Annotated in this window: 23 protein-coding genes and 1 pseudogene; 18 read left to right on the top strand and 6 right to left on the bottom strand. The window is 60.2% G+C overall.

The genetic code is table 11. The features are described 5' to 3' along the window. Window positions 1-70: 70 nt before the first annotated feature. The 9 genes and pseudogenes from gfa to CUV01_RS07550 all read left to right on the top strand — a co-directional run bounded on the left by gfa (window position 71) and on the right by CUV01_RS07550 (window position 8,253). Window positions 71-655 carry an S-(hydroxymethyl)glutathione synthase gene (gene gfa, locus CUV01_RS07510; protein ID WP_101459924.1) on the top strand — a complete coding sequence of 195 codons (585 nt, stop codon included), beginning with the start codon at window positions 71-73 and terminating at the stop codon, window positions 653-655. An 81-nt stretch (window positions 656-736) separates the two neighbouring features. Then, window positions 737-1,864, top strand: a complete 1,128-nt coding sequence (locus CUV01_RS07515) for an S-(hydroxymethyl)glutathione dehydrogenase/class III alcohol dehydrogenase (protein WP_101459925.1) — start codon at window positions 737-739, stop codon at window positions 1,862-1,864. A 91-nt stretch (window positions 1,865-1,955) separates the two neighbouring features. Then, the gene (locus CUV01_RS07520; RefSeq protein ID WP_101459926.1) at window positions 1,956-2,588 is read left to right on the top strand and encodes an ATP-dependent Clp protease proteolytic subunit; all 633 of its coding nucleotides are present in this window, start codon (window positions 1,956-1,958) and stop codon (window positions 2,586-2,588) included. Continuing rightward, window positions 2,585-3,103: a GNAT family N-acetyltransferase gene (locus CUV01_RS07525; protein WP_101459927.1), complete on the top strand. Its 519-nt coding sequence runs from the start codon at window positions 2,585-2,587 to the stop codon at window positions 3,101-3,103. The genes CUV01_RS07520 and CUV01_RS07525 overlap by 4 nt, the downstream gene beginning before the upstream one ends. After that, on the top strand, window positions 3,100-3,942 hold the full coding sequence (fghA, locus tag CUV01_RS07530; protein ID WP_101459928.1) for an S-formylglutathione hydrolase: 843 nt from the start codon (window positions 3,100-3,102) through the stop codon (window positions 3,940-3,942). Before CUV01_RS07525 ends, fghA begins: the two co-directional genes overlap by 4 nt. A gap of 167 nt (window positions 3,943-4,109) precedes the next feature. Beyond that, window positions 4,110-5,906, top strand: a pseudogene (locus tag CUV01_RS07535) (methanol/ethanol family PQQ-dependent dehydrogenase); the annotation flags it as partial. Between the two features lie 325 nt (window positions 5,907-6,231). Continuing rightward, complete coding sequence (locus tag CUV01_RS07540; protein ID WP_232962593.1) at window positions 6,232-6,912, top strand: c-type cytochrome, methanol metabolism-related; 681 nt, start codon at window positions 6,232-6,234, stop codon at window positions 6,910-6,912. 1 nt (window position 6,913) lies between these two features. Continuing rightward, entirely contained in the window at window positions 6,914-7,726 is an 813-nt protein-coding gene (locus CUV01_RS07545; RefSeq protein WP_101459930.1) for a substrate-binding domain-containing protein, read from the top strand. Continuing rightward, complete coding sequence (locus tag CUV01_RS07550) at window positions 7,723-8,253, top strand: rhodanese-like domain-containing protein (protein ID WP_232962595.1); 531 nt, start codon at window positions 7,723-7,725, stop codon at window positions 8,251-8,253. The genes CUV01_RS07545 and CUV01_RS07550 overlap by 4 nt, the downstream gene beginning before the upstream one ends. Here CUV01_RS07550 and CUV01_RS07555 read toward each other — a convergent pair. Next, entirely contained in the window at window positions 8,228-9,163 is a 936-nt protein-coding gene (locus CUV01_RS07555) for a YncE family protein (RefSeq protein ID WP_101459931.1), read from the bottom strand. The two genes, CUV01_RS07550 and CUV01_RS07555, sit on opposite strands and share 26 nt — an antisense overlap. Beyond that, entirely contained in the window at window positions 9,160-9,717 is a 558-nt protein-coding gene (locus CUV01_RS07560) for an SRPBCC family protein (RefSeq protein ID WP_101459932.1), read from the bottom strand. Before CUV01_RS07560 ends, CUV01_RS07555 begins: the two co-directional genes overlap by 4 nt. 226 nt (window positions 9,718-9,943) lie before the next feature. Here CUV01_RS07560 and CUV01_RS07565 point away from each other — a divergent pair, with 226 nt between their 5' ends. The 6 genes from CUV01_RS07565 to CUV01_RS07590 are packed head-to-tail and all read left to right on the top strand — an operon-like array spanning window position 9,944 to window position 14,856. Continuing rightward, window positions 9,944-11,086: an ABC transporter substrate-binding protein gene (locus CUV01_RS07565; protein ID WP_232962597.1), complete on the top strand. Its 1,143-nt coding sequence runs from the start codon at window positions 9,944-9,946 to the stop codon at window positions 11,084-11,086. Window positions 11,087-11,094: 8 nt separating this feature from the next. Then, window positions 11,095-12,057, top strand: coding sequence for a YVTN family beta-propeller repeat protein (locus tag CUV01_RS07570; protein WP_101459934.1), 963 nt, complete (start codon window positions 11,095-11,097; stop codon window positions 12,055-12,057). 48 nt (window positions 12,058-12,105) lie between these two features. Beyond that, the gene (locus CUV01_RS07575) at window positions 12,106-12,684 is read left to right on the top strand and encodes a cupredoxin domain-containing protein (RefSeq protein WP_101459935.1); all 579 of its coding nucleotides are present in this window, start codon (window positions 12,106-12,108) and stop codon (window positions 12,682-12,684) included. A gap of 17 nt (window positions 12,685-12,701) precedes the next feature. Then, window positions 12,702-13,424, top strand: a complete 723-nt coding sequence (locus CUV01_RS07580) for an ABC transporter ATP-binding protein (protein ID WP_101459936.1) — start codon at window positions 12,702-12,704, stop codon at window positions 13,422-13,424. After that, a complete protein-coding gene (locus tag CUV01_RS07585) occupies window positions 13,421-14,242 on the top strand; it encodes an ABC transporter permease (protein WP_101459937.1) in 822 nt (273 codons plus the stop codon). The genes CUV01_RS07580 and CUV01_RS07585 overlap by 4 nt, the downstream gene beginning before the upstream one ends. Further along, on the top strand, window positions 14,239-14,856 hold the full coding sequence (locus CUV01_RS07590; protein WP_232962599.1) for a hypothetical protein: 618 nt from the start codon (window positions 14,239-14,241) through the stop codon (window positions 14,854-14,856). Before CUV01_RS07585 ends, CUV01_RS07590 begins: the two co-directional genes overlap by 4 nt. 29 nt (window positions 14,857-14,885) lie before the next feature. Here the strand turns inward: CUV01_RS07590 and CUV01_RS19610 are convergent, their stop codons facing one another. Next, a complete protein-coding gene (locus CUV01_RS19610; protein ID WP_157994807.1) occupies window positions 14,886-15,095 on the bottom strand; it encodes a hypothetical protein in 210 nt (69 codons plus the stop codon). Between CUV01_RS19610 and CUV01_RS07595 the strand changes: the two genes are divergently transcribed. Further along, the gene (locus CUV01_RS07595; protein ID WP_232962709.1) at window positions 15,094-15,489 is read left to right on the top strand and encodes a LysR substrate-binding domain-containing protein; all 396 of its coding nucleotides are present in this window, start codon (window positions 15,094-15,096) and stop codon (window positions 15,487-15,489) included. The genes CUV01_RS19610 and CUV01_RS07595 overlap by 2 nt on opposite strands. A 6-nt stretch (window positions 15,490-15,495) precedes the next feature. On the opposite strand, the gene argC is transcribed toward CUV01_RS07595, so the two are convergent. Then, window positions 15,496-16,413: an N-acetyl-gamma-glutamyl-phosphate reductase gene (argC, locus tag CUV01_RS07600; protein WP_101459939.1), complete on the bottom strand. Its 918-nt coding sequence runs from the start codon at window positions 16,411-16,413 to the stop codon at window positions 15,496-15,498. Between the two features lie 265 nt (window positions 16,414-16,678). On the opposite strand from argC, the gene CUV01_RS07605 reads away from it, so the two are divergent. Then, entirely contained in the window at window positions 16,679-17,710 is a 1,032-nt protein-coding gene (locus tag CUV01_RS07605; RefSeq protein ID WP_101459940.1) for a calcium-binding protein, read from the top strand. A 177-nt stretch (window positions 17,711-17,887) separates the two neighbouring features. Next, window positions 17,888-18,925, top strand: a complete 1,038-nt coding sequence (locus CUV01_RS07610; RefSeq protein ID WP_101459941.1) for a calcium-binding protein — start codon at window positions 17,888-17,890, stop codon at window positions 18,923-18,925. A gap of 79 nt (window positions 18,926-19,004) precedes the next feature. On the opposite strand, the gene CUV01_RS07615 is transcribed toward CUV01_RS07610, so the two are convergent. Further along, complete coding sequence (locus tag CUV01_RS07615; protein WP_101459942.1) at window positions 19,005-20,099, bottom strand: ABC transporter ATP-binding protein; 1,095 nt, start codon at window positions 20,097-20,099, stop codon at window positions 19,005-19,007. Between the two features lie 16 nt (window positions 20,100-20,115). Beyond that, complete coding sequence (locus tag CUV01_RS07620; RefSeq protein WP_101459943.1) at window positions 20,116-21,654, bottom strand: alpha-amylase family glycosyl hydrolase; 1,539 nt, start codon at window positions 21,652-21,654, stop codon at window positions 20,116-20,118.

A 21,654-nucleotide genomic window follows, 5' to 3' on the forward strand; every position in this document is an offset into this window, starting at 1 on the left:
TCCCACTTGTTTGCCACCCGTTCCCGGCGTCAGGCTGAAACTCCATGAAGCCTAACGGGAGGAGCGGGCCATGGCTGACACCAATGGGGTCACCATTCACCCTGCCGTCGACAACGGCATAAAAAGCGGCAATTCGAATCTGAGCGGTGGGGTCTTGACCTGTCACTGCGCGACCAATCCGGTCAAGGTTCGGGTTGGGGCGCAGACAGCGCATAACCACGTTTGCGGCTGCACGAAATGCTGGAAGCCGGACGGAGCGGTCTTCAGCCAGGTCGCCGTCGTCTCGCGCGATGCGGTTGAGGTGCAGGAAAACGGTGACAAGCTTGAGATCGTGAACGCAGACGCGCCGATACAGCGCTATCGCTGCAATGGCTGCGGCGTGCATCTGTATGGGCGGATCGAGAACAAGGATCATCCGTTCTATGGTCTGGATTTCGTCCACACCGAACTGTCCGACGAAGACGGCTGGTCAGCGCCAGAATTTGCCGCTTTCGTCAGCTCGGTCATCGAATCGGGTGTCGATCCCATGCGGATGGACGGCATCCGGGCGCGGCTGCGCGAATTGGGGCTGGAGCCTTACGACGCCTTGTCGCCACCGTTGATGGACGCCATCGCAACGCATATCGCCAAGCGCTCGGGCGCCTTGCCTGCCTGACGTGTTTTCTGACAAAATTCCGGGGGCCGCGTTTGCCGGCCCCCTTGGCTATGACTGAACTGAAATAACTGGAGAATGACCATGAGAACCCGCGCCGCCGTCGCAGTTGAAGCCGGTAAACCGCTAGAGGTCATGGAGATCAACCTCGAAGGCCCCAAGGCCGGCGAGGTCATGATCGAGATCAAGGCCACGGGCATCTGCCACACCGATGAATTCACCCTGTCCGGCGCAGACCCCGAGGGGCTGTTTCCTGCGGTCCTGGGCCACGAAGGCGCGGGTGTCGTGGTTGAGGTTGGCGCAGGCGTCACCAGCGTCAAACCCGGCGATCATGTGATCCCGCTCTACACGCCGGAATGCCGCCAATGCGCGTCCTGCCTGTCGGGCAAGACCAATCTTTGCACCGCCATTCGTGCGACGCAGGGTCAGGGTTTTATGCCTGACGGCACCAGCCGTTTCAGCTTTCTCGATGGCAAGCCGATCCATCACTACATGGGCTGCTCGACCTTTTCGAATTTCACGGTCCTGCCCGAAATCGCCGTGGCGAAGGTCCGCGACGACGCGCCGTTTGACAAGATCTGCTATATCGGTTGCGGCGTGACCACTGGTATCGGTGCGGTAATCAACACCGCCAAGGTCGAGATCGGGGCCAAAGCGGTTGTCTTTGGTCTGGGCGGCATCGGATTGAACGTGCTGCAGGGGCTGCGTCTGGCGGGCGCCGACATGATCATCGGCGTTGATCTGAACGACGGCAAAAAGGAAATGGCCGAGCGTTTCGGCATGACCCATTTCATCAACCCCAAGAACGTCGAGAACGTGGTGCAGGAAATCGTCAACCTGACCAAGACGCCTTTCGACCAGATCGGCGGCGCGGATTACAGCTTTGACTGCACCGGCAACGTCAACGTCATGCGCGACGCTCTGGAATGCACCCACCGTGGCTGGGGTCAGTCCATTATTATCGGTGTGGCGCCTGCCGGCGCCGAAATCGCGACCCGTCCGTTCCAACTGGTCACGGGCCGGGTCTGGAAGGGCACGGCCTTTGGTGGCGCGCGCGGCCGGACCGATGTGCCCAAGATTGTCGACTGGTACATGGAGGGCAAGATCGAGATCGACCCGATGATCACGCACCTGCTGACGCTGGACGAGATCAACAAGGGCTTCGATATGATCCACACCGGCGAGTCGATCCGTTCGGTGGTTGTTTACTGACCCGCCTTTACTGATCCTTAATGGCTGCTTAGGTAGAGATACGGCGGGGCCCTGCGCCCCGCCGTCGCCATATGATGTGAAGGAGAGCAGGATGACGCGGCAGTTTTGGCTGGACGACGACGACGATGACGAAGGCCGCGACGACGACAAGTCGAAAAGCGAAGGTCTTGGCCTGCCCGAAGGCGACAATATGGGCAAGCTGTACTTCAAATCCCGCACGGTGATCGTGGCGGGCGAGATCAACGACAAGCTGGCGCAACGTACCGTGGCGCATCTGCTGGCTCTGGCCGAGGAAAGCGACGATCCGATCAATATGCTGATTTCATCGCCCGGCGGGCATGTGGAATCGGGTGATATGATCCATGACGTGATCAGCTTTATCCGCCCGACCGTGCGCACCATCGGCTCTGGCTGGGTCGCATCGGCGGGTGCGCTGATCTTTGTTGGCGCGCAGAAAAAGAACCGCTACTGCCTGCCCAACACGCGCTTTTTGCTGCACCAGCCCTCGGGCGGGATCGGTGGCACGACGTCGGACATGATGATCCAGGCCGAACAGATTCGCCTGATGCGCGAGCGCCTGAATCAGATCATGGCGGATGCGACCGGTCAGACGGTCGAAAAGATCGAAAAAGACACCAACCGCGATTTTTGGCTGAATACGCAAGAGGCGGTGGATTACGGTCTGGTCAACAAGATCATTCGCGGCGTGGATGAACTGAAGTGAGCCCCAGCGGGGAGGTTTTCATCCGCCCCGCGACCGGACCGGATCATGACGCGATCTGGGCAATTCTTGAACCGATCTATCGCGCGGGCGAAACCTATTGCATCCCGCGCGACATTACCAAACAGACGGCGCTGGACGATTGGTTCGCGCCGCCTTTTTCCGCCTTTGTCGCTGTCGCTGATGGCCGGGTTCTTGGCACCAGCCATGTCGGTCAGAACCGTCCCGGGGGCGGCGCGATTGTTGCCAATGCCAGCTTTGCCACCCATCCCGATGCGCGCGGGCGTGGCATTGCACGCAGCCTGGTCGAACATGCCAAGCACTGGGCGCGCGCTCAGGGTTTCCGCGCCATGCAGTTCAACTTTGTCGTCGCCACCAATGCCGATGCCGTCCATTTGTGGCAGAAAGCCGGTTTTTCGGTTGTGGGCCGGCTGCCTGGCGCGTTTGATCACCCCGAACAGGGCTATGTCGATGGGCTGGTCATGTATTGCGATCTGACCAAAGGGGAAACGCCATGAGTATGAAATACGAAACCGTATCCGAAAACCGCAGCTTTGGCGGGACTCAGGGGGTGTATTCCCACCAGTCAGAGGCCACCGGCACCAAGATGACCTTTGGCCTGTTCCTGCCCGAAGAGGCGCAATATGGCCGCGTTCCGGTGCTGTGGTATCTGTCCGGCCTGACCTGCACCCATGAAAACGCCATGACCAAGGCCGGCGCGCAGGAATGGGCCGCCGAGGCCGGCATGGCGCTGGTTTTCCCCGACACCTCACCGCGCGGCGAAGGCGTGGCCGATGATGAAGCCTATGATCTGGGTCAGGGCGCCGGGTTCTATGTCGATGCCACCCAGGACCCGTGGAAACCGCATTTCAAGATGTGGCACTATGTGACCCATGAATTGCCCGAACTGGTCAGCGATAATTTCGCGATTGATCGCGACTCGATGGGCATCACCGGGCATTCGATGGGCGGCCACGGCGCGCTGACCATCGCCATGACCATGCCGGAACGCTATCGCAGCGTATCTGCCTTTGCGCCCATTGCGAATCCGACGGACTCGGACTGGGGCCGCAAACAGCTGTCAGCCTATCTGGGCGATGACGACACCGCCTGGGCGGCGCATGATTCGACGCGGCTGATGGAAGCACGCGGCTATCCCGGCGAGGTGCTGATCGATCAGGGCTCCAGCGATCAGTTCCTTGACCTTTTGAAGCCCGAGGCAATGGCCCATGCCATGGCCAAACGCCGTCAGCCGGGGCAGTTCCGCATGCAGCCGGGCTACGATCACAGCTACTTCTTCGTGCAGACCTTCATGCCCGACCATGTGATGTGGCACGCCGAACAGCTGGCCCGCTAGGGCCTGCACAATTTTCCCGGGCGGCCTGCTGAACTGACCCATACTTTATGGGTAAATGCCGGTACGGTGGATTGACGCAACGGGTACCCCGTCCAACACTGTCTGCAGATCAGCATGGCCCACGGAGGAGGGCTGTGGCCGATTATGAAGATGGGGAGGAAAAATACATGAAATATCTGCTGACCGGCGCCATGGCGGTCGCGTTGCTTTCCGGCACCGCGCTTTACGCCAATGAAAGCGTCCTGACAGAGACCGGAAAGACTGGCCAATGGGCAATTCAGACCGGCGACTATGCAAACACGCGCTATTCGGAACTCGATGAGATCAACCGCGACAACGTCGGTGACCTGCGCGTCGCCTGGACGTTCTCGACCGGCGTCTTGCGTGGACACGAGGGCGGGCCGCTGGTTGTGGGCGACATCATGTATGTCCACACCCCGTTTCCCAACAATATCTTCGCGTTGGATCTGGCTAACGACGGCAAGATCCTGTGGCGCTATGAGCCGCAGCAAGACCCAGAAGTCATTGCCGTCATGTGCTGCGACACCGTTTATCGCGGCGTGGCCTATGCCGACGGCATGATCATCACGCATCAGGCCGACACCACGCTGGTCGCGCTGGATGCGATGACGGGCGAAGTCAAATGGTCAGTCAAGACCGGCGATCCCGCAATCGGCGAAACCAACACCGCCACCGTTCTGCCGGTGGGTGACAAGGTCATCGTCGGCGTGTCAGGCGGCGAATACGGCGTTCGTGGCCGGGTAACCGCCTATAACTTGTCTGATGGTTCCGAGGCGTGGAAAGCCTATTCCACCGGCCCGGACGAAGAAATGCTGGTTGATCCCGAAAACACCACGCATCTGGGCAAGCCAATCGGCGCCGACAGCTCGCTGAACAGCTGGGAAGGCGATCAGTGGAAGATCGGCGGCGGCACGACCTGGGGCTGGTATTCTTATGACCCGGAACTGAACCTGTTCTATTACGGCTCAGCCAACCCCTCGACCTGGAACCCGGCGCAGCGCCCGGGTGACAACAAGTGGTCCATGACGATCATGGCCCGCGATGCCGACACAGGTATGGCCAAGTGGTTCTACCAGATGACCCCGCATGACGAATGGGACTATGACGGTGTGAACGAAATGATCCTGACCGATCAGGACGTCGACGGCACGCCGCGCAAGCTGCTGACCCATTTCGACCGCAACGGCCTGGCCTATACGCTGGATCGTGAAAGCGGCGAACTGCTGGTGGCCGAGAAATTCGACCCGGCGGTGAACTGGACCTCTGGCGTCGATATGGACCCGGAATCCGAAACTTATGGCCGTCCCGAGGTGGTTGCCGAATACTCGACCGAGCAGAACGGCGAGGACGTGAACTCCACCGGGATTTGCCCGGCAGCTCTGGGCACCAAGGACCAGCAGCCGGCAGCCTACAGCCCGAAAACCGAACTGTTCTACGTGCCGACGAACCACGTCTGCATGGATTACGAACCGTTCCGCGTCGCTTATACGGCTGGTCAGCCATATGTGGGCGCCACCTTGTCGATGTATCCTGCGCCTGAAAGCCATGGCGGTATGGGTAACTTTATCGCCTGGGATAACGTCGCAGGCGAGATCAAGTGGTCCCTGCCGGAACAGTTCTCGGTCTGGTCGGGCGCACTGGCCACCGCTGGCGATGTCGTCTTTTACGGGACTCTGGAAGGCTACCTGAAAGCGGTCGATTCCGAGACGGGTGAAGAACTCTACAAGTTCAAGACTCCGTCGGGCATCATCGGCAACGTCATGACCTACACCTCTGGTGGCAAGCAGTATATCGGCATCCTCTCGGGCGTCGGTGGTTGGGCCGGTATCGGTCTGGCAGCTGGTCTGACCAACCCCAATGATGGTCTGGGCGCCGTGGGCGGTTATGCCGCGCTGAGCGACTATACCGAACTGGGCGGTCAGTTGACCGTGTTCGAACTGCCGGGCGACGGCAATATGGACGCGGCTGAGGCAGAGCCTGCCGATGCAGCGGCTGAACCTGCTGCTGCAGAGACAGCTGAAGCCGAGGCGCCCGCCGAAGCGGAAGCTGAAGCACCGGCAGAGGCTGATGCCGCCGCGGAAGCCGAAGCACCCGCCGAAGGCGAAGCTCCGGCCGACGCAGAGGCACCGGCAGAGGGTGAAGCTCCGGCCAGCAACTAAGACTTTGGTCCGTTAAACCAAGATTGAACTGCACATAAGCCACCCCAAGGTTATGCTTGGGGTGGCTTTTTCCCGGCAGGAGGTGTCGGGCTCGGAGGAGGAGAGCATAATGAATTACCTAAGTCCGCTTGCGGTCATGGCATTAGGGGCGGCATTGTCCGGCCCCGCGTTTGCCCAGACCAGCGAATCGACTGAGACCCCGCCCGCAGAGGCGGGCGCCGGCGCAGCCGCCGCTGTTTCCGGTGACGCAGCTGCCGAAGCACCGGCAGAGGCTGATGCGGCGCCGACAGAGGGAGGAAATGACCAGCCCGTGGAACTGGCCGAGGATGAAACCGTGCTGCCGAACGGCATGGATACCACCGCCGATTACGAAGAAAATGGGCGTTGGTACAACGCCGATGGCATCCCGACCTTCAAGATAAACGAAGATGGCGCAGTCGACTTTGCGACGTTCAACGGTTTTCGTCGCTATCACGCAGAATGTCACGTCTGCCACGGCCCTGACGGTGAGGGGTCGTCCTACGCGCCGGCGCTGAAGAACTCTGTGCTGAACATGGACTACTATGATTTCCAGGAGATCGTTGCTTCGGGCAAGCAGCAGGTTAACTCGGCGCAGAATCAGGTGATGCCGGCGTTTGCGACGAACCGGAACGTCTGGTGCTATATCGACGATATCTACGTGTATCTGCTGGCACACGGCACCGAGACAATTCCGCGCGGTCGTCCTGCTGAGCGCGCTGACAAGGCCCCGGAATACGCAGAGCAGGAAGATTCCTGCATGTCAGGCTGATATGCACAGCGCCCTCCGGACGCTCATCCTTGTCTGCGCCGCAGCCACCCCGGCGGCGGCGCAGGTCGCCGATCTGCGTTCGACGACGCAGTTCCGCGTCTGCGCCGATCCCGCAAACAGCCCGATGTCCTCCAAGGATGGCTCGGGTTTTGAGAATAGCCTGGCCGAGATGTTCGGGCAGGTGCTGGATCTGCCGGTGACCTATACGTGGTTTCCCTTGGGCATGGGCTTCATCCGGCAAACGCTGCAGGCAGGCGATTGCGATGTGGTGATGGGCTATGCTCAGGGCGACGAGATGGTGCAGAACACCAACCATTATTACACCTCGATTTATGGCATCGTGACCCGTGCCGACAGCGATCTGGCCAGTGTCGACCGCCTCGGGGATCCGGCGTTGAAGGATCGCGAACTTGGCGTGATCGCGGGTACGCCGCCTGCCACAACGATGGCCCGGGCTGGATTGGCCAAGAATATGCACGGCGGCGATCTGACCGTCGACCGGCGCGTTTTGGATCCGGTGGGCGATATGATCCGCGAAGTGCATGATGGAACGCTGGACGCCGCTGTCCTTTGGGGTCCGCTTGCCGGGCCGCAGGTCAAGGACGACCCAGAGCTGCAATTCACGCCGCTGTTGAAGGAAGAGGCTTCGCCGCGGATGTTCTATCGGATCACCATGGGCGTTCGACTGCCGGAACAGGAATGGAAACGTGAACTCAACAGCCAGATCCGCCGCAATCAGGACCAGATCAACCAGATCCTGACCGAAGCCGGCGTACCGCTGGTCGATGACTACGGCAAGGAATTGCTGAATTGATCCTGCGCGCTGCCATCGTTTTCGTGGCCATACTGGCCGGTGCGGCTGCCGGCCAGGACATGGATCTGTATCGCGGGCCGCCCTATAACGCGCCTGTGCCAGACCAATTGGACGGCACGACGACCATTGACGGCGAGCAGGCGGTGGCGCTGCATGATCAGGGTGTTGCCTTCGTCGATGTCTATCCTCGCACCGCAAAGCCCGATGATCTGCCCGAGGGCACGATCTGGCAAGAGCCGCGGCACGATACCATCCCGGGCGCGATCTGGCTGTATGACACCGGCTTTGTCCGCCTGTCAGATGCCGAGCAGGCACGGCTGGAAAACGGTCTGCGTCTGGCAACCGAGGACGACACAGCGGCGCCAGTAGTGATCTTTTGCCGCGCCGATTGCTGGATGAGCTGGAACGCCGCCAAACGCGCCGTGGCGCTGGGCTATACTGACGTGCATTGGTTCAGCACCGGAACCGAGGGCTGGGAGGCGGCATCGGGTGCCGATCTGGTCAAGGCTGAACCTGCCGACCCGTGAATTGCCCAAAGGCTCGCGGCCCGGCTGGCATTTCGATTTCGGCGGTGATCTCCAGCGTCTCTGCATCGACGACCTGAACGGTGTCACTGTCCCAGTTTGCCACGACCACGCCGCTGCCATCGGGCAGGGCCGCGATCCCCTCGGGGTAATCGCCGATCTCGACCTTGCCCAGCACCTGCAGGCCATCCGGATCGAACACCGTCAGGGTGGATCCATACTGATCGGTCACAAAACCACGCCCGCGTGCAAAGGCGATGGCATAGGGGTGGCTGCCGCTGGGGATCTGACCCAGCAATCTGCCCGCCACCGGATCGATCACCGAAACGACGTTGCCCTGAACATCGGCGGTCCACAGGCGACCCTCATACCAGGTGATGCCAAAGGGATGTGCGCCGGCTGTCGCGACCTGATGAAGCCGCTGCCCCGTTGCCGCATCAAAGACGCTGACCGCGTCGTCATCGCGGTCAGCGGTCGCAACCATCTGACCGTCAGGGCTGACGGCGATGCCTGCGGGTGCAAGGCCCGTCGTCGCCTGCCACAGCGTTTCCAGATCCTGGCCCAGGCGCATCAACCGCCCGCCATCCCAGTCGCCCACATACAGCGCACCGCCGGGGCCGGTCGCGATGCCAAAGACACCCTGACCCAGATCCAGACCGCCAACGATCTCGCCGGCTTCGTCCAGAACGGTCAGCCGGCCGCTATCTGCCGATACCACATAGGCCAACCCGACTGCCGGATCATAGGCGACGGGTGCAGGGGCCCCCTCGACAGTGGTCGAGGCGATAACCTGCATCTCTTGCAGGTCCACAATGCTGACCGAATTGCCGTTCTGCGAGGTTATGAATGCCAGATCCCCGGCCATGACGACCGGGGATGACAGAAACAGCGCAGCCAGTGCGGCGCGGATCACTCGACCTTGCCGAACCGTTCGGTCAGGGCATCCAGACCGGCCTGATAGATGCCGATCACGGCAGCGGTGGCCGCCTCATCATCCTGACCGGCCGGCGGATCGTTGTTCGGAAAGCCCCGATAATAGCCGGCCTTCCAGACCACCTCGGCCTTGCCGTCCTGGTCGTTGACCTGCAGCGTTGACGAGTAATTCGTCACCGGCAGGATCTCGACCGCGACATCGGTGATCATGTATTTGTACATCCGCTTGTCCGCATCGATGGCCATCAGTTGTTCGGTGATGGTGGGGTCGCCGCTTTCGGCGTTCAGATGCAGCACGCGAGTGGATTCGTCGGGTTGATCGGCGGGCGCGCCCTCTGGCACCATCTCGGTCGAGACAACTGCCGGATGCCAGCTCATATCGTCGAACTGGCCGATGACCTGCCAGACCTCGTCGGGCGTTGCGTCCAGTATCACCGACATTTCGGATTTCAACCGCGAGGGCCCATGCGCCCCGGCCATCCCACTGGCCGCCAGAACGACCCCCATCGCCAATGCTGTGATCCTGCCTATCATCGCGTCCGCTGCTCCCTTTAGCTGATGCTGTCCTTTTGTCGCGGGCAGGATGCGCGCCTGTCCGTTGGCCGTCCATCAGACAAAGGGATGAGGCAAAACCTCCCAAAGGCGCCGGGAATGATTGCAGGCTTGCCGCAAGCACCTCGGACCTACAGGATCAAAGCAGGGGAGGATACCGATGATGAGAAGAATCATCATACTTTTGGCTGGTTTGGCGGGATTTGCAATGCCGGCCCTATCACAGCAGGCAGCCGATCCTATCCTGATCCGCGCGGCAGTTCTGCGTGTCGACGATCCGGGTTTGCCGCCGATTTCGCGGCTTGAACTGCCAAGCGATGATCTGGGCTTCGCGGGTGCGCGGCTGGCGATCGACGATAACGACACGACCGGCCGCTTCATGGGCCAGGATTTCGAAGCCATCGAAGTGACGGCCTCGACCGAGACCGCGACAGCAGAAATGGACAAACTGCTGGCTGATGGCGTTCAGTTCATCGTCGTGCTGGCCGATGATCCCGTAACATTGGCGTTGGCCGATCAGGCCGGCGATCAGGCGCTGATCCTGAATGCCAAGGCGCGCGGTGATAATCTGCGCGGCGCCGATTGCCGCTTTAACACCGTCCATGTGGCGCCCAGCCACGCGATGATGGCCGATGCGCTGGCGCAATTTCTGGTCTGGAAGCAGTGGCAAGACTGGTTCCTGATCAAGGGAAGCCATCCGCAGGACGAGGATCTGGCGCAGGCATTTCAGCGTGCAGCCACCAAATTCGGTGCCAAGGTGGTCGAAGAACGGCTGTACGAAGACACGGGCGGCGCTAGGCGCACCGATTCCGGTCACGTGCAGGTGCAAAAGCAGATGCCGATCTTTACGCAGCGCGCGCCCGCGCATGACGTTGTGGTTGCCGCTGACGAGGCCGATATCTTTGCCGCCTATCTTCCCTATCAGACCTGGGACCCGCGCCCTGTTGCCGGTTCAGCCGGTCTGGTCCCGCGCAGTTGGCACCCGGCGATGGAGGCCTGGGGTGCGACGCAGTTTCAGAACCGCTTTGAAGAACTGGCCAACCGCAACATGCGAGAGGTTGACTATCAGACCTGGCTTGCACTGCGCGTTCTGGGTGAGGCGGCGACGCGCACCAATTCTGGCGATCCGGCGGTGTTGCGTGACTTTATCCTGTCGCCCGACTTCGACGTGGCCGGCTTCAAGGGGCAAAAGCTGACGGTCCGTGACTGGGATCATCAGATGCGCCAGCCAATCCTGCTGACCACCGGTCTGTTGATGACCAGTGTCAGCCCGCAGGACCAGTTTCTGCACCAGACCAGCACGCTCGATACGCTTGGCATGGACCGCCCCGAAACCGAATGCAGCTTTTGAGGCCCGAGATGAAAACCCTACTGACCCTGTCGCTTTGTCTTTTTGCCGCAGGCCCCGCGCTGGCGAACCGGGTGTTTGTGAGCAATGAAAAAGGCAATGACATCACCGTTCTGGATAGCGACACGCTGGAGGTGATCGGCCATTATCCCGCCGGCAACCGCCCTCGCGGGATTGCCATCAGCCCAGACGGGACCGAGCTTTACGTTTGCGCCAGCGATGATGATCTGGTCCGCGTCTTTGACCCAGAGACGATGGAGGAAACGCACACGCTGCCATCCGGGCCGGACCCGGAACTCTTCGTGCTGCACCCGTCGGGCAATCCGCTCTATGTCGCGAACGAAGACGACAATCTGGTGACCGTGGTCGATACCGAGACCCATCAGGTGCTGGCCGAAATCCCGGTGGGCGTTGAACCAGAGGGAATGGGCGTCAGCCCCGATGGCAAGGTGGTGATCAACACCTCGGAAACCACCAATATGGCGCATTTCATCGATACCGAGACATTCGAGATTACGGCCAATGTCCTGGTCGACAGCCGGCCCCGCTTTGCCCAGTTTAACGACGCCGGCACCAAGCTGTACGTCACCAGTGAGATCGGCGGTACCGTCAGCGTCATTGATCCGGCAACCCAGGAGATCATGCACAAGATCAGCTTTGATATTCCCGGCGTGTTGCCCGAGGCGATCCAGCCGGTCGGTGCGCGCGTGACCAGCGACGGCAAGACGGTCTTTGTGGCGCTTGGTCCAGCAAACCGGATCGCGGTGGTCGATGGCGAAACCGATGAGGTGATCGACTATCTGCTGGTCGGCCAGCGCGTCTGGCAGCTGGGCTTCAGCCCCGACGAGAAATACCTGTTCACGACCAACGGCAACTCCAACGACGTGTCGGTGATCGACGTGGCCGCGCGAGAAGTCGTTAAATCCATACCCGTCGGGCAACAGCCCTGGGGCGTGGTCGTCGCCCCGGACTAAGGCGTGTGTCCGCCCGCAATCAATATTTACCATGACAGGAGAAACCCCGTGACCCGCCTGCTGACCCTTATCATGATGATCGCTGGCCTGAGTGTGCCAGCCACCGCACAAGACGCCGCCACTGAAGGCGAGGCACCGGCCGAGGCACAGCCTGCTGATGATGCCGCCGCACCCGCTGAAGAAGATGGTGACGACGACGACGATGAAGAAGGCGGTGATGCTGGCGAAGAAGGCGTCTATGAGGCGACCGGAAAGTTTGACTTTGGATTCTCCGGGATCATGGCCAGCGATAACCGCACCACCTTGGCGCCGCTGACGCTAAGCTCGGGTCAACCGGTTGCGGGCAGTGAATACACCCTGAAATCGGGTGGCTATTACACCATCCATATCGAGGCAGATGGCACCGCCGAATTGGCGCTGTCGGGCGGTGATTTCTTCCGGGCCATCTGGATCAACGAGGTTGTCATCAACGATATCGAGATCCGCCCGATGGGTGTGCACAGCATCGAATTCGACGATGAGGGCAGTGCCCGCATGAGCTTTATCGCCATCGTTCCGGGCCGCTATACTTTGTCGATCCCGGGGTCGCGTGGCGAAACGCAAGAGGCGGTGTTCAATATCCAATAGCGCGCTATCATAGCGCCATGGCCCCCGCGCTGGAAATCACCGATGTCAGTCACAGTTTCGGCGCCGTCCAGGCGCTGAAGGATGTATCGCTGACGGTGCCGCGCGGGGGTTTTACCGCCTTGTTGGGGGTAAATGGCGCGGGAAAGACCACGCTGTTTTCCCTGATCACGCGACTTTACAACAACACCTCGGGCAGCATCCGTGTCGCTGGTTATGACCTGCGGCGTCAGCCGGCTCAGGCGCTGGCCCGGCTGGGCGTGGTGTTCCAAAGCCGCGCGCTGGATGCCGATCTGACGGTGGCCCAGAACCTGATGTATCACGCCAGCCTGCACGGCATCGCCCGCCGAGAGGCCATGGTCCGCATTGACGAAGTGCTGGAGCAGGTCGATTTGTCCGACCGCGCCGGTGACCGCGTCAACGCCCTGTCAGGTGGGCAGCAGCGCCGGGCAGAGATCGCCCGCGCCCTGATCCACAGTCCCGATATCCTGCTGCTGGATGAGGCGACCGTGGGGCTGGATGTGAAATCGCGGGCCGAGGTTCTGGCCCTGACGCGGCGCCTGATCGCCGACAAAAGCGTCTCGGCGCTGTGGGCCACCCATATCCTTGACGAGATCGCACCCGAAGACGGTCTGGTCGTTCTCCACAACGGGCAGGTGCTGGAGCGCGGACTGGCGGGCCAGATCGCGGGCGATGCGGGGCTGACCCGCATGTTTCTAGATCTGACAGGGACCAGCGCATGAGCGATATCGCCTTTCCGTTTCGGGCATGGGCCACCGCCTTTGCCGGCATCGCGCGGCGCGAGACGCTGCGCTTTGTCAATCAGCGCGGGCGATTTCTGGCGGCACTTGTGCGCCCTCTGGTCTGGCTGTTCATCTTTGCCGCCGGGTTTCGCGCCGTGTTGGGCATGTCGATCACACCGCCCTATCAGACCTATGTGCTCTACGAGGTGTATGTGACGCCGGGGCTCTGCGCGATGATCCAGCTGTTCAATGGCATGCAATCATCGCTGTCGATGGTCTATGATCGCGAAACCGGGGCGATGCGCACCTTGTTGGTCAGCCCCTTTCCGCGCTGGTTCCTGCTGGGGTCCAAGCTGATCGCGGGCGTGATCGTGTCGATCATCCAGGTCTATACCTTTCTCGCCATCGCCTGGTTTTGGGATATCCGTCCACCGGTCTGGGGTTACGTCGCCTTGCTGCCCGCGCTGGTGCTGGCCGGGCTGATGCTGGGGGCGATGGGGCTGTTTCTCAGCTCTGCGATCCGGCAGCTGGAAAATTTCGCCGGGGTGATGAACTTTGTCATCTTCCCGATGTTCTTTGCGTCATCCGCCCTCTATCCGCTGTGGCGGATGCGTGAAAGTTCGGTTTTGTTGCATGATATCTGTGCCTTGAACCCCTTTACCCATGCGGTCGAACTGATCCGCTTCGCGCTTTATCTTCAGGTCAACTGGCTATCGCTGGCCGTGGTTCTCGGATGTTTGGCGGGGTTCTTTGGTGCCGCAGTCTTCATGTATGATCCGGCCAAGGGAATCTGGGCCAGCAGGAAGGGACGCGCATGAAAACCTCTGCCACCATCGTCACCGCCATCGCGGTTGCCATTACGGTCTGGGTCGGCAATCACCCGGCCGGCGCTGCCGAGGGCACCGATCCGACCTGGCCCTGCATCCAGCGCAAACAGCCGCACCTGTCCATCGGTCAGATGTGGGCCGGTCCGCCGCCTGATGACGCCACAACCGCACTGTCGCGTGACCCGGGCATTCAGGCGCTGGCGGCGCGACTGGAACAGCGCCGCCTACCAATCGAAGAGGCCGAGGTCCTGATCACCGATTTTGCCGAAGCGGCGGATAATGATCAACTGACGGCCCTCATGCAGGCGATACTGGACAAGATCGAACCCGAACGCACGGCGATGATCGAAGGTATCGCGCGCTATGGCCAGAAACAGGTCGAACTGGCCCGCATGATCGAGGATCGGCGCGCCAGTTTGAGCGAGCTGGAGGCTGCTGACCCTCCCGATTTCGACGCAATCGACGCCGAGGAAAAGGCGCTGGACTGGGATGAGCGTATATTCACCGACCGCCAGCACGCACTGACTTACGTGTGCGAAAGCCCGGTATTGCTGGAGCAGCGCGCCTTTGCGCTGGCTCGCGCGATTGCCGGACATCTGGAATAACCGGTCTGTTCGCGCGGTATCAGGACGTCCTATTCTTCCGCATAGCTGAGACACGGGTCCAGCACGACCGGTTGCTCGCCATACCTCGCATAGCCGCCGGCGAACATGATGGTGTCCCCGGTTACCTCTTCGGGATAGTAGGTCGCGCACATCACCTGAACGCCCTTGGCCGGGCACATGACCAGATAGGCCAGCGCGCCGTCCCAATGGCTTTCGATGATTTCACCCTTCATGGTCATGGATATTCGGCCGTCACAGTCGGGTACTCGGTCGATCCAACCGCCTATCGTTTCGCAAAGCTTGAGATCACCCGAGGACCTGGCAGATCACCAACCACTCAGATCTTACAGGGCGGATAAATGGCCAGGATGGTTTGACGGGCTGGGCATTGGCTGCCCCGATTTGCGCGGCCCTGTGCTGGATTCGTCGGTTGCCTTGGCCGAACTGGCGGCGGGCGGGCTGGGCGTTGCCTTGCTGCCAGCCGCCATGTTTGCCGCGCATCTTCAGACAGCGCAGCTGGTCAGGCCCTTTTCGCATGAGGTGTTGACCGGCCGCTATTGGCTGACCCGGATCAGGGGCCGCAAGGCGACGCGCGCCATGACCCAACCCGAAAGCTGGCTGTCAGCGCGCTGAAGCGTGTTAAAGTCCTGCGCCCTCGTCCACACCCAGCATGATGTTCAGGTTCTGAACGGCCGCGCCCGAGGCGCCCTTGCCCAGATTGTCCAGCACTGCAATGACATTGGCCATGCCGGTTCGATCATCGCCGTGCACCGAGATTTCCAGCATGTTCGTATCGTTCAGCTTGGTCGGCACGATGCGCGCGCCGGCCTCTTCGGCGGACAGCACCCGGACGAATTGCGCGCCGGAATAGTGGTCAGCCAGCGCCTGATGAAGGTTGCTGAGGTCGCGCGTTTCACCAAGATGCAGCGGTACCTGTATCGCCATACCCTGTGCGAAATTGCCAACCGCAGGCGAAAACACTGGCCGCCTCGTCAGTCCCGTCCTGACCATGATCTCTGGCAGGTGTTTGTGGTTCTGGGCCAAGCCATAAATGAAATGCGCCGGCGCTGTTCCATCATCATACTCGGCGATCAACGCCTTGCCGCCGCCCGTGTAGCCGCTGACACCGCTGATCGACAGCGCCTCGTCGGCATCTATCAGGCCTGCTTTAATCAGGGGCGCGAGAATTGCGATGGCGCCGGTGGAATAGCAGCCCGGATTGCTGACCGTCTTTGCGGCCGCGATCGCCGCGCGACCGCCCGACACCGCCTCGGGAAAACCATACACCCAGCCATCCGCCACGCGATGCGCAGTCGAGGCGTCGATAAAACGCACATCCATGCCTTCGGCCAACGCCACGGCCTCGCGTGCGGCGTCGTCCGGCAGGCAGAGGATCGCGACATCGGCTTCGGCAAAGGCCTCGCGCCGGGCATCGGCATCCTTGCGCCGCTCCTGGTCGATCTGGACCAGCGAGACATCGTCACGCAGCGCCAGGCGGTCGCGAATCTGCAGACCCGTCGTTCCTGATTCGCCGTCGATGAATACCTTGCTTGCCATGACTGACCTCCTTGTTCGGGGTCGGATTAAGGGAATTGGCGGCACCGCGCAATCTGTTCCGACGGTTTCAGTATCGCTCTGGCTGTAACGAGCGCCACCACTCAACCGAATCCGCAGGGCATCCTGTCCAAAAGTATAAATGTTAAGAATTTCTGAAGACTTCTTAAAATGATACCAATCTTCATGATCTGTTCTGTCTGACGATACGCCCTCACAAGGTTTGGCGCAGTGTCAGGTAAATTTTTTGAGGTGGAGGTTTAAGCGGATGAACATCATCTACGGTACCAATAATAACGACATCATGTTTGCGACTGACGGGTCCGACTGGATCGACAGTCTTCTGGGGATCGACGTCATTCATGGCGGCGGTGGCAAAGATGTCTATACCGTCGCGGCGGATGGGCTGCAGAAGGTCTTTCAGGACTTTCAGGACGGTAGCGATCTGATCGACCTGCGCGGCGCGGGAATCAACAGTTTCGATGAGTTGACGCTTGAGGTCTTGGGCGACGACAAGGTCAAGGTGACCAACGCCGACGGCAGCCTGCAGGTTTTTGTCCAGGCCGTTGATGGCGAGCCGTTGACCGTCGATGCGACCGATTTCATCTATGCTGATACGCCGGTCATCGAGTATTCGCGCTGTTTCGATTCGGTGAATGTTGGCAGCAACGAGTATGCGGTCCACCTGGGAAATGGTGGCAATAATTGGCTGAACCTCAAGCAGCTTGTGCGCGGCGCTGATACCGCACGCGAGGGCGCGCTGGTTGAAATGGATGACGATGCCCTCGGGAACGGCACCTTTACCATCAAGGGCGTGACCCAGCATTTCTTCGATTTCAGCAACGTCCGCGGCACCAATGGTCAGGACACCATTCACGGTGACCAGCAGGACAACAACCTTGTCGGGCTGGGCAATGCCGACCGCATTTATGGCGGCGACGGCGATGATCGCATCTTTGGCAACAGCGGCACTGACCGTCTGTTTGGTGACGATGGCGATGATATTATCAATGGCGGCACCGGCTATGACCTGCTGCGCGGCGGCGAGGGTGCGGATACGTTCGTTTTTGTCAGCTATGACAACCGCACGGACGTTGTGTTCGACTATGAAGACGGCACCGATATGCTGGATATTTCGCAGTGGGGCGTGACCAGCGTTGACGATCTGGAAATCACCCAGCTCAGCGCGGGGCGCCTGCGGATCGAATTGCCTTCCGAGGGTCTGGGCTTCGAGCTGCGCTCGGAAGATGGTCCTCTTAGCCCAAGCGATATGGACAACGGCGACTTCATCTTCGTTTGATCACAACGCTGGCGATGGCGTGCTCTCGGGCACGCCATTTGTCTTGGCGAATATTTGCCCAAAGAATGAGACAAATGTGCACGTGTAAGGCGGGTTGCCGCCGATGCCGTGTTTGTGGCTGTCTATACGAATGGGTTTACGCTAGATCAGCTGGCGAAATGAACAGGGCTGATCGACATGAACTATATTTACGGAACCAGCGGAAATGACAATCTGATTTCGCGCCCGACGCCTGGTCCAGACATCGTCATCGGTAACGGTGGCGCTGACGTCCTTTGGGCGGGTGAAGGAAAAGACATATTTGTCATCGACGCGGATGACATAAAAGAATTCATTTATGACTTTGAAGATGGGCGCGATCTGATCGACCTCCGCGAAGTCGGAGTCGCAAATTATCAGCAACTGATCGAACTATACCAGTACGATACAGATATCGTCGAGACGACGGTCGGCCCGTTGCGCTTGTATGTGAATTTGAAGGACAATCATGAAGGTCGCGTCGATCTCGACCCGACCGATTTCATTTTGACCAACACGCCTGTCTACGAATACTCCGATGGCGCTGACTATGTCTCGCTGACCGAGAACGTCTATTCCGTCTATTTCGGAAATGGCGGCTATAACAAACTTGAGCTCAATCAGCTGGAAATCGGCCCGGACCGTGAGGGTGCTGAACTGATCATGGACACTGGTATCTATGCGACCGGAAAGTTTGTGCTGGATGGCGTAACTCACCATTTCTTCGATTTCCGTTCGTTCACGGGGACGATCGGAAACGACTGGCTTATCGGAAATGGCCAGGCGAACGTAATCGAGGGCGAGATCGGTAATGACGTCATCGGTGGCAGAGGCGGCGACGACATTCTGCATGGCAATTATGGCCGCGATTGGCTGGTCGGCGACTATGGCGACGACACGCTTTCAGGCGGACATGATCGCGACGTATTGGTAGGCGGTCCGGGCGCAGACGTCTTTGTCTTCATCGAGGGCGATAAGTTTTCAGATGTGGTTCGCGATTTCGATGATGGCGTGGACAGGCTTGATATCTCGGCTTGGGGCGTGGAAAGCCGCAGCGAATTGTCATTCACCAACAATGGCGATGGCTCAGTTACCGTGATCTACGATGAGGGTGATGTCAGCTTTATCGTGCGAAGCTTGGATGGCGACGCGCTGGATGCGTCGCAACTGGGCGGCGACGACTTCATCTTCGCCTGAGCGTACATTCCGCAACCCACACTAAAAAAACCCGCCAGAAGCGATTCTGGCGGGTTTTCTGATTTGTGTCCTGGTTCGATCAGTCGCGATACAGCAGCGACCGGCCTTCGTGGAACAGGTGCATGGATTGCGGATCCGCTGTCAGTCGCACGCTTTTCCCGGTCATGCCTGTCTGAATGCCCGGCAGTTTGGCGATGACGGGTGATTTGTTTTCCGCATCGTTGGTGCCAAAGTAATATAGCGTGACCTCGCCCAGAGCTTCGGTCAGATCGACCACGCCTTCGAATACGGCTTCACCTTCGGCCAGACGCATATCTTCGGGGCGGGCACCGACATTGACGACCATTCCCTCGTCGCCCGGACGGGTCGGGATGGCCACATGCGCCACGCCGCCACCGTCCAGATTGACCACTGTGGTTTCGCCGACCTCGGCCACCTTGCCGGGCAGCAGGTTCATCGCCGGGCTGCCGATGAACTGTGCGACGAATTCGGTCATCGGGCGTTCATACAGATCCAACGGCGCGCCGACCTGCGCGATGCCGCCGCCGGCCAGCACAACGATGCGGTCGGCCAGCGTCATGGCTTCGGTCTGGTCATGGGTCACATAGATCATCGTGCGATCGGGCATCGAGGCCTTGAGTTGCGCGATCTCGATCCGGGTCGCGACACGCAACGCGGCATCCAGGTTCGAAAGCGGTTCATCGAACAGATAGACCTTGGGGTCACGCACAATGGCGCGGCCGATGGCGACGCGTTGCCTCTGACCGCCTGACAGGGCCTTGGGCAGCCGGTCCAGATAGGGCGTCAGTTGCAACATCTTGCCGGCGCGGTCGGTTGCTTCCTTGATCTCAGCGGCGGATTTGCCGGCGATCTTGAGGGCAAAGGCCATATTGTCGCGCACGGTCATATGCGGATAAAGCGCATAGGATTGAAACACCATCGCGATGCCGCGCTGGCTGGGCGGGATGTCATTCATCACCTCGCCCCCGATCTGCAGCGTTCCGCCAGAGATCTGCTCGAGCCCCGCGATCATTCGCAACAACGTTGACTTGCCGCAACCCGATGGGCCGACAAAGACGATGAACTCGCCTGATGTGATGTCCAGATCAATATCGCGAAGCACATTGACGTCGCCATATGATTTGGCGACCCCGGTCAAGTTTAGATCAGCCATTATCCGTCCCCCCTTTTTATTCCTCGGTAATATCGACTTGCCAAGGCTCCATTCCGGCGGCGCGGCCGTCGGAAAGATTTGCCCTGACCAACACGCTGCCATCGCCCGTGCTGCGCTGAAATGACAGGATCGGCCCATCCGCGCGCGTTCCTGTCTGATCGCCATGGCGAAGCGCCGGATGCTTGTGGCGCAGCTCTATGGCCCAGCGGTAGTGGTTCAGCATCGAGCCCGCCTGATGGTCCTGTTCGGACGCCGCCAGATGGCGATGTTCCGGCGGTATCGGCAGCCAGGGCCGAGTCGATGAAAAGCCGCTGTGATCGTTGGTATTGGTATCCCAGACCATCGGGGTCCGGGCGCCGTCGCGGCCCTTGTATTCGGGCCAGAACTCGATGCCGTAGGGATCTTGCAGATCCTCAAAGGCGATTTCGGCCTCGGGCAGGCCAAGTTCTTCGCCCTGATAGATGCAGATCGACCCCTGCAGGCACATCAGCACGGTGCAATAGGCCTTGGCGGCCGTGTCGCTGAGGTTCCAGCGCGTGATGTGACGCGTTACGTCGTGGTTCGACAGCGCCCAGCAAGGCCAGCCCTCGGGCGCGCGTCGTGCCTTTTCGTCGAACACATCCGTGATGCGCTGCGCCGTCAGATTGTCGCCCGACAGGAAGTCGAAGACATAGGACATCTGCACGCGCTTATTGCCCTGCGTGTATTCCTCGAGCAATTCCCAGGCCCTTTCGCTGTCGCCGATTTCGCCGACGGCGGCTGCGCCCTTGGTGTCCATGACGCCGCGCAGCTTTTCCAGGAACACCAGGTTCTCGGGCTGTGATTTGTCGTATTTGTGGCTCTGGTGGTTATACGGATTGACCGCCGGCGCGGTATCCGACCTGCGCTGATCCAGCGGCAGCGCCGGGTTGTCGCGGAACTGGGCGTCGTGGAAATAGAAGTTCAGCGTATCCAGCCGGAACCCGTCCACCCCCCTGTCCATCCAGAAGCGCACCACATCCAGCAATGCCTCTTGCACATCGGGATTGTGAAAGTTCAGGTCGGGCTGCTCTTTCAGGAAGTTGTGCAGGTAATATTGCTCGCGCGCCGCGTTCCATTGCCATGCGCTGCCACCAAAGATCGACAGCCAGTTGGTCGGCGCCGTGCCGTCAGGCTTGGGATCTGCCCAGACATACCAGTCCGCCTTGGGATTATCGCGCGAGGTCTTGCTTTGCTGAAACCAGGCATGCTGGTCCGAGGTGTGCGACAGAACCAGGTCGATCATGACCTTGATGCCAAAGCGATGTGCCCGTGCGATGATCTCGTCGAAATCCTCCATCCGGCCAAAGATCGGGTCGACGCCGCGATAGTCGCTGACGTCATAGCCGAAATCCTTCATCGGGCTGGTGAAAAAGGGCGAGATCCAGATCGCATCCACGCCCAGAGACGCGATGTGGTCCAGCCTTTGGGCAATGCCCTGCAGGTCGCCACCTCCGTCACCGGTCGTATCTTGATAGCTGCGCGGATAGATCTGATAGATCACCGCACCTTTCCACCAGTCGTCTGATTTAACCAT

Source organism: Paracoccus tegillarcae, from assembly GCF_002847305.1.
GTDB classification, from domain to species: Bacteria; Pseudomonadota; Alphaproteobacteria; order Rhodobacterales; family Rhodobacteraceae; genus Paracoccus; species Paracoccus tegillarcae.

Coding starts and splice junctions, on each gene's coding strand:
- gfa (WP_101459924.1), top strand. CDS start 71: ATGGCTGACACCAATGGGGTCACCATTCACCCTGCCGTCGACAACGGC.
- CUV01_RS07515 (WP_101459925.1), top strand. CDS start 737: ATGAGAACCCGCGCCGCCGTCGCAGTTGAAGCCGGTAAACCGCTAGAG.
- CUV01_RS07520 (WP_101459926.1), top strand. CDS start 1,956: ATGACGCGGCAGTTTTGGCTGGACGACGACGACGATGACGAAGGCCGC.
- fghA (WP_101459928.1), top strand. CDS start 3,100: ATGAGTATGAAATACGAAACCGTATCCGAAAACCGCAGCTTTGGCGGG.
- CUV01_RS07540 (WP_232962593.1), top strand. CDS start 6,232: ATGAATTACCTAAGTCCGCTTGCGGTCATGGCATTAGGGGCGGCATTG.
- CUV01_RS07545 (WP_101459930.1), top strand. CDS start 6,914: ATGCACAGCGCCCTCCGGACGCTCATCCTTGTCTGCGCCGCAGCCACC.
- CUV01_RS07560 (WP_101459932.1), bottom strand. CDS start 9,717: ATGATAGGCAGGATCACAGCATTGGCGATGGGGGTCGTTCTGGCGGCC.
- CUV01_RS07565 (WP_232962597.1), top strand. CDS start 9,944: ATGCCGGCCCTATCACAGCAGGCAGCCGATCCTATCCTGATCCGCGCG.
- CUV01_RS07570 (WP_101459934.1), top strand. CDS start 11,095: ATGAAAACCCTACTGACCCTGTCGCTTTGTCTTTTTGCCGCAGGCCCC.
- CUV01_RS07580 (WP_101459936.1), top strand. CDS start 12,702: ATGGCCCCCGCGCTGGAAATCACCGATGTCAGTCACAGTTTCGGCGCC.
- CUV01_RS07585 (WP_101459937.1), top strand. CDS start 13,421: ATGAGCGATATCGCCTTTCCGTTTCGGGCATGGGCCACCGCCTTTGCC.
- CUV01_RS07590 (WP_232962599.1), top strand. CDS start 14,239: ATGAAAACCTCTGCCACCATCGTCACCGCCATCGCGGTTGCCATTACG.
- CUV01_RS07595 (WP_232962709.1), top strand. CDS start 15,094: ATGGATATTCGGCCGTCACAGTCGGGTACTCGGTCGATCCAACCGCCT.
- CUV01_RS19610 (WP_157994807.1), bottom strand. CDS start 15,095: ATGACCATGAAGGGTGAAATCATCGAAAGCCATTGGGACGGCGCGCTG.
- argC (WP_101459939.1), bottom strand. CDS start 16,413: ATGGCAAGCAAGGTATTCATCGACGGCGAATCAGGAACGACGGGTCTG.
- CUV01_RS07605 (WP_101459940.1), top strand. CDS start 16,679: ATGAACATCATCTACGGTACCAATAATAACGACATCATGTTTGCGACT.
- CUV01_RS07610 (WP_101459941.1), top strand. CDS start 17,888: ATGAACTATATTTACGGAACCAGCGGAAATGACAATCTGATTTCGCGC.
- CUV01_RS07615 (WP_101459942.1), bottom strand. CDS start 20,099: ATGGCTGATCTAAACTTGACCGGGGTCGCCAAATCATATGGCGACGTC.
- CUV01_RS07620 (WP_101459943.1), bottom strand. CDS start 21,654: ATGGTTAAATCAGACGACTGGTGGAAAGGTGCGGTGATCTATCAGATC.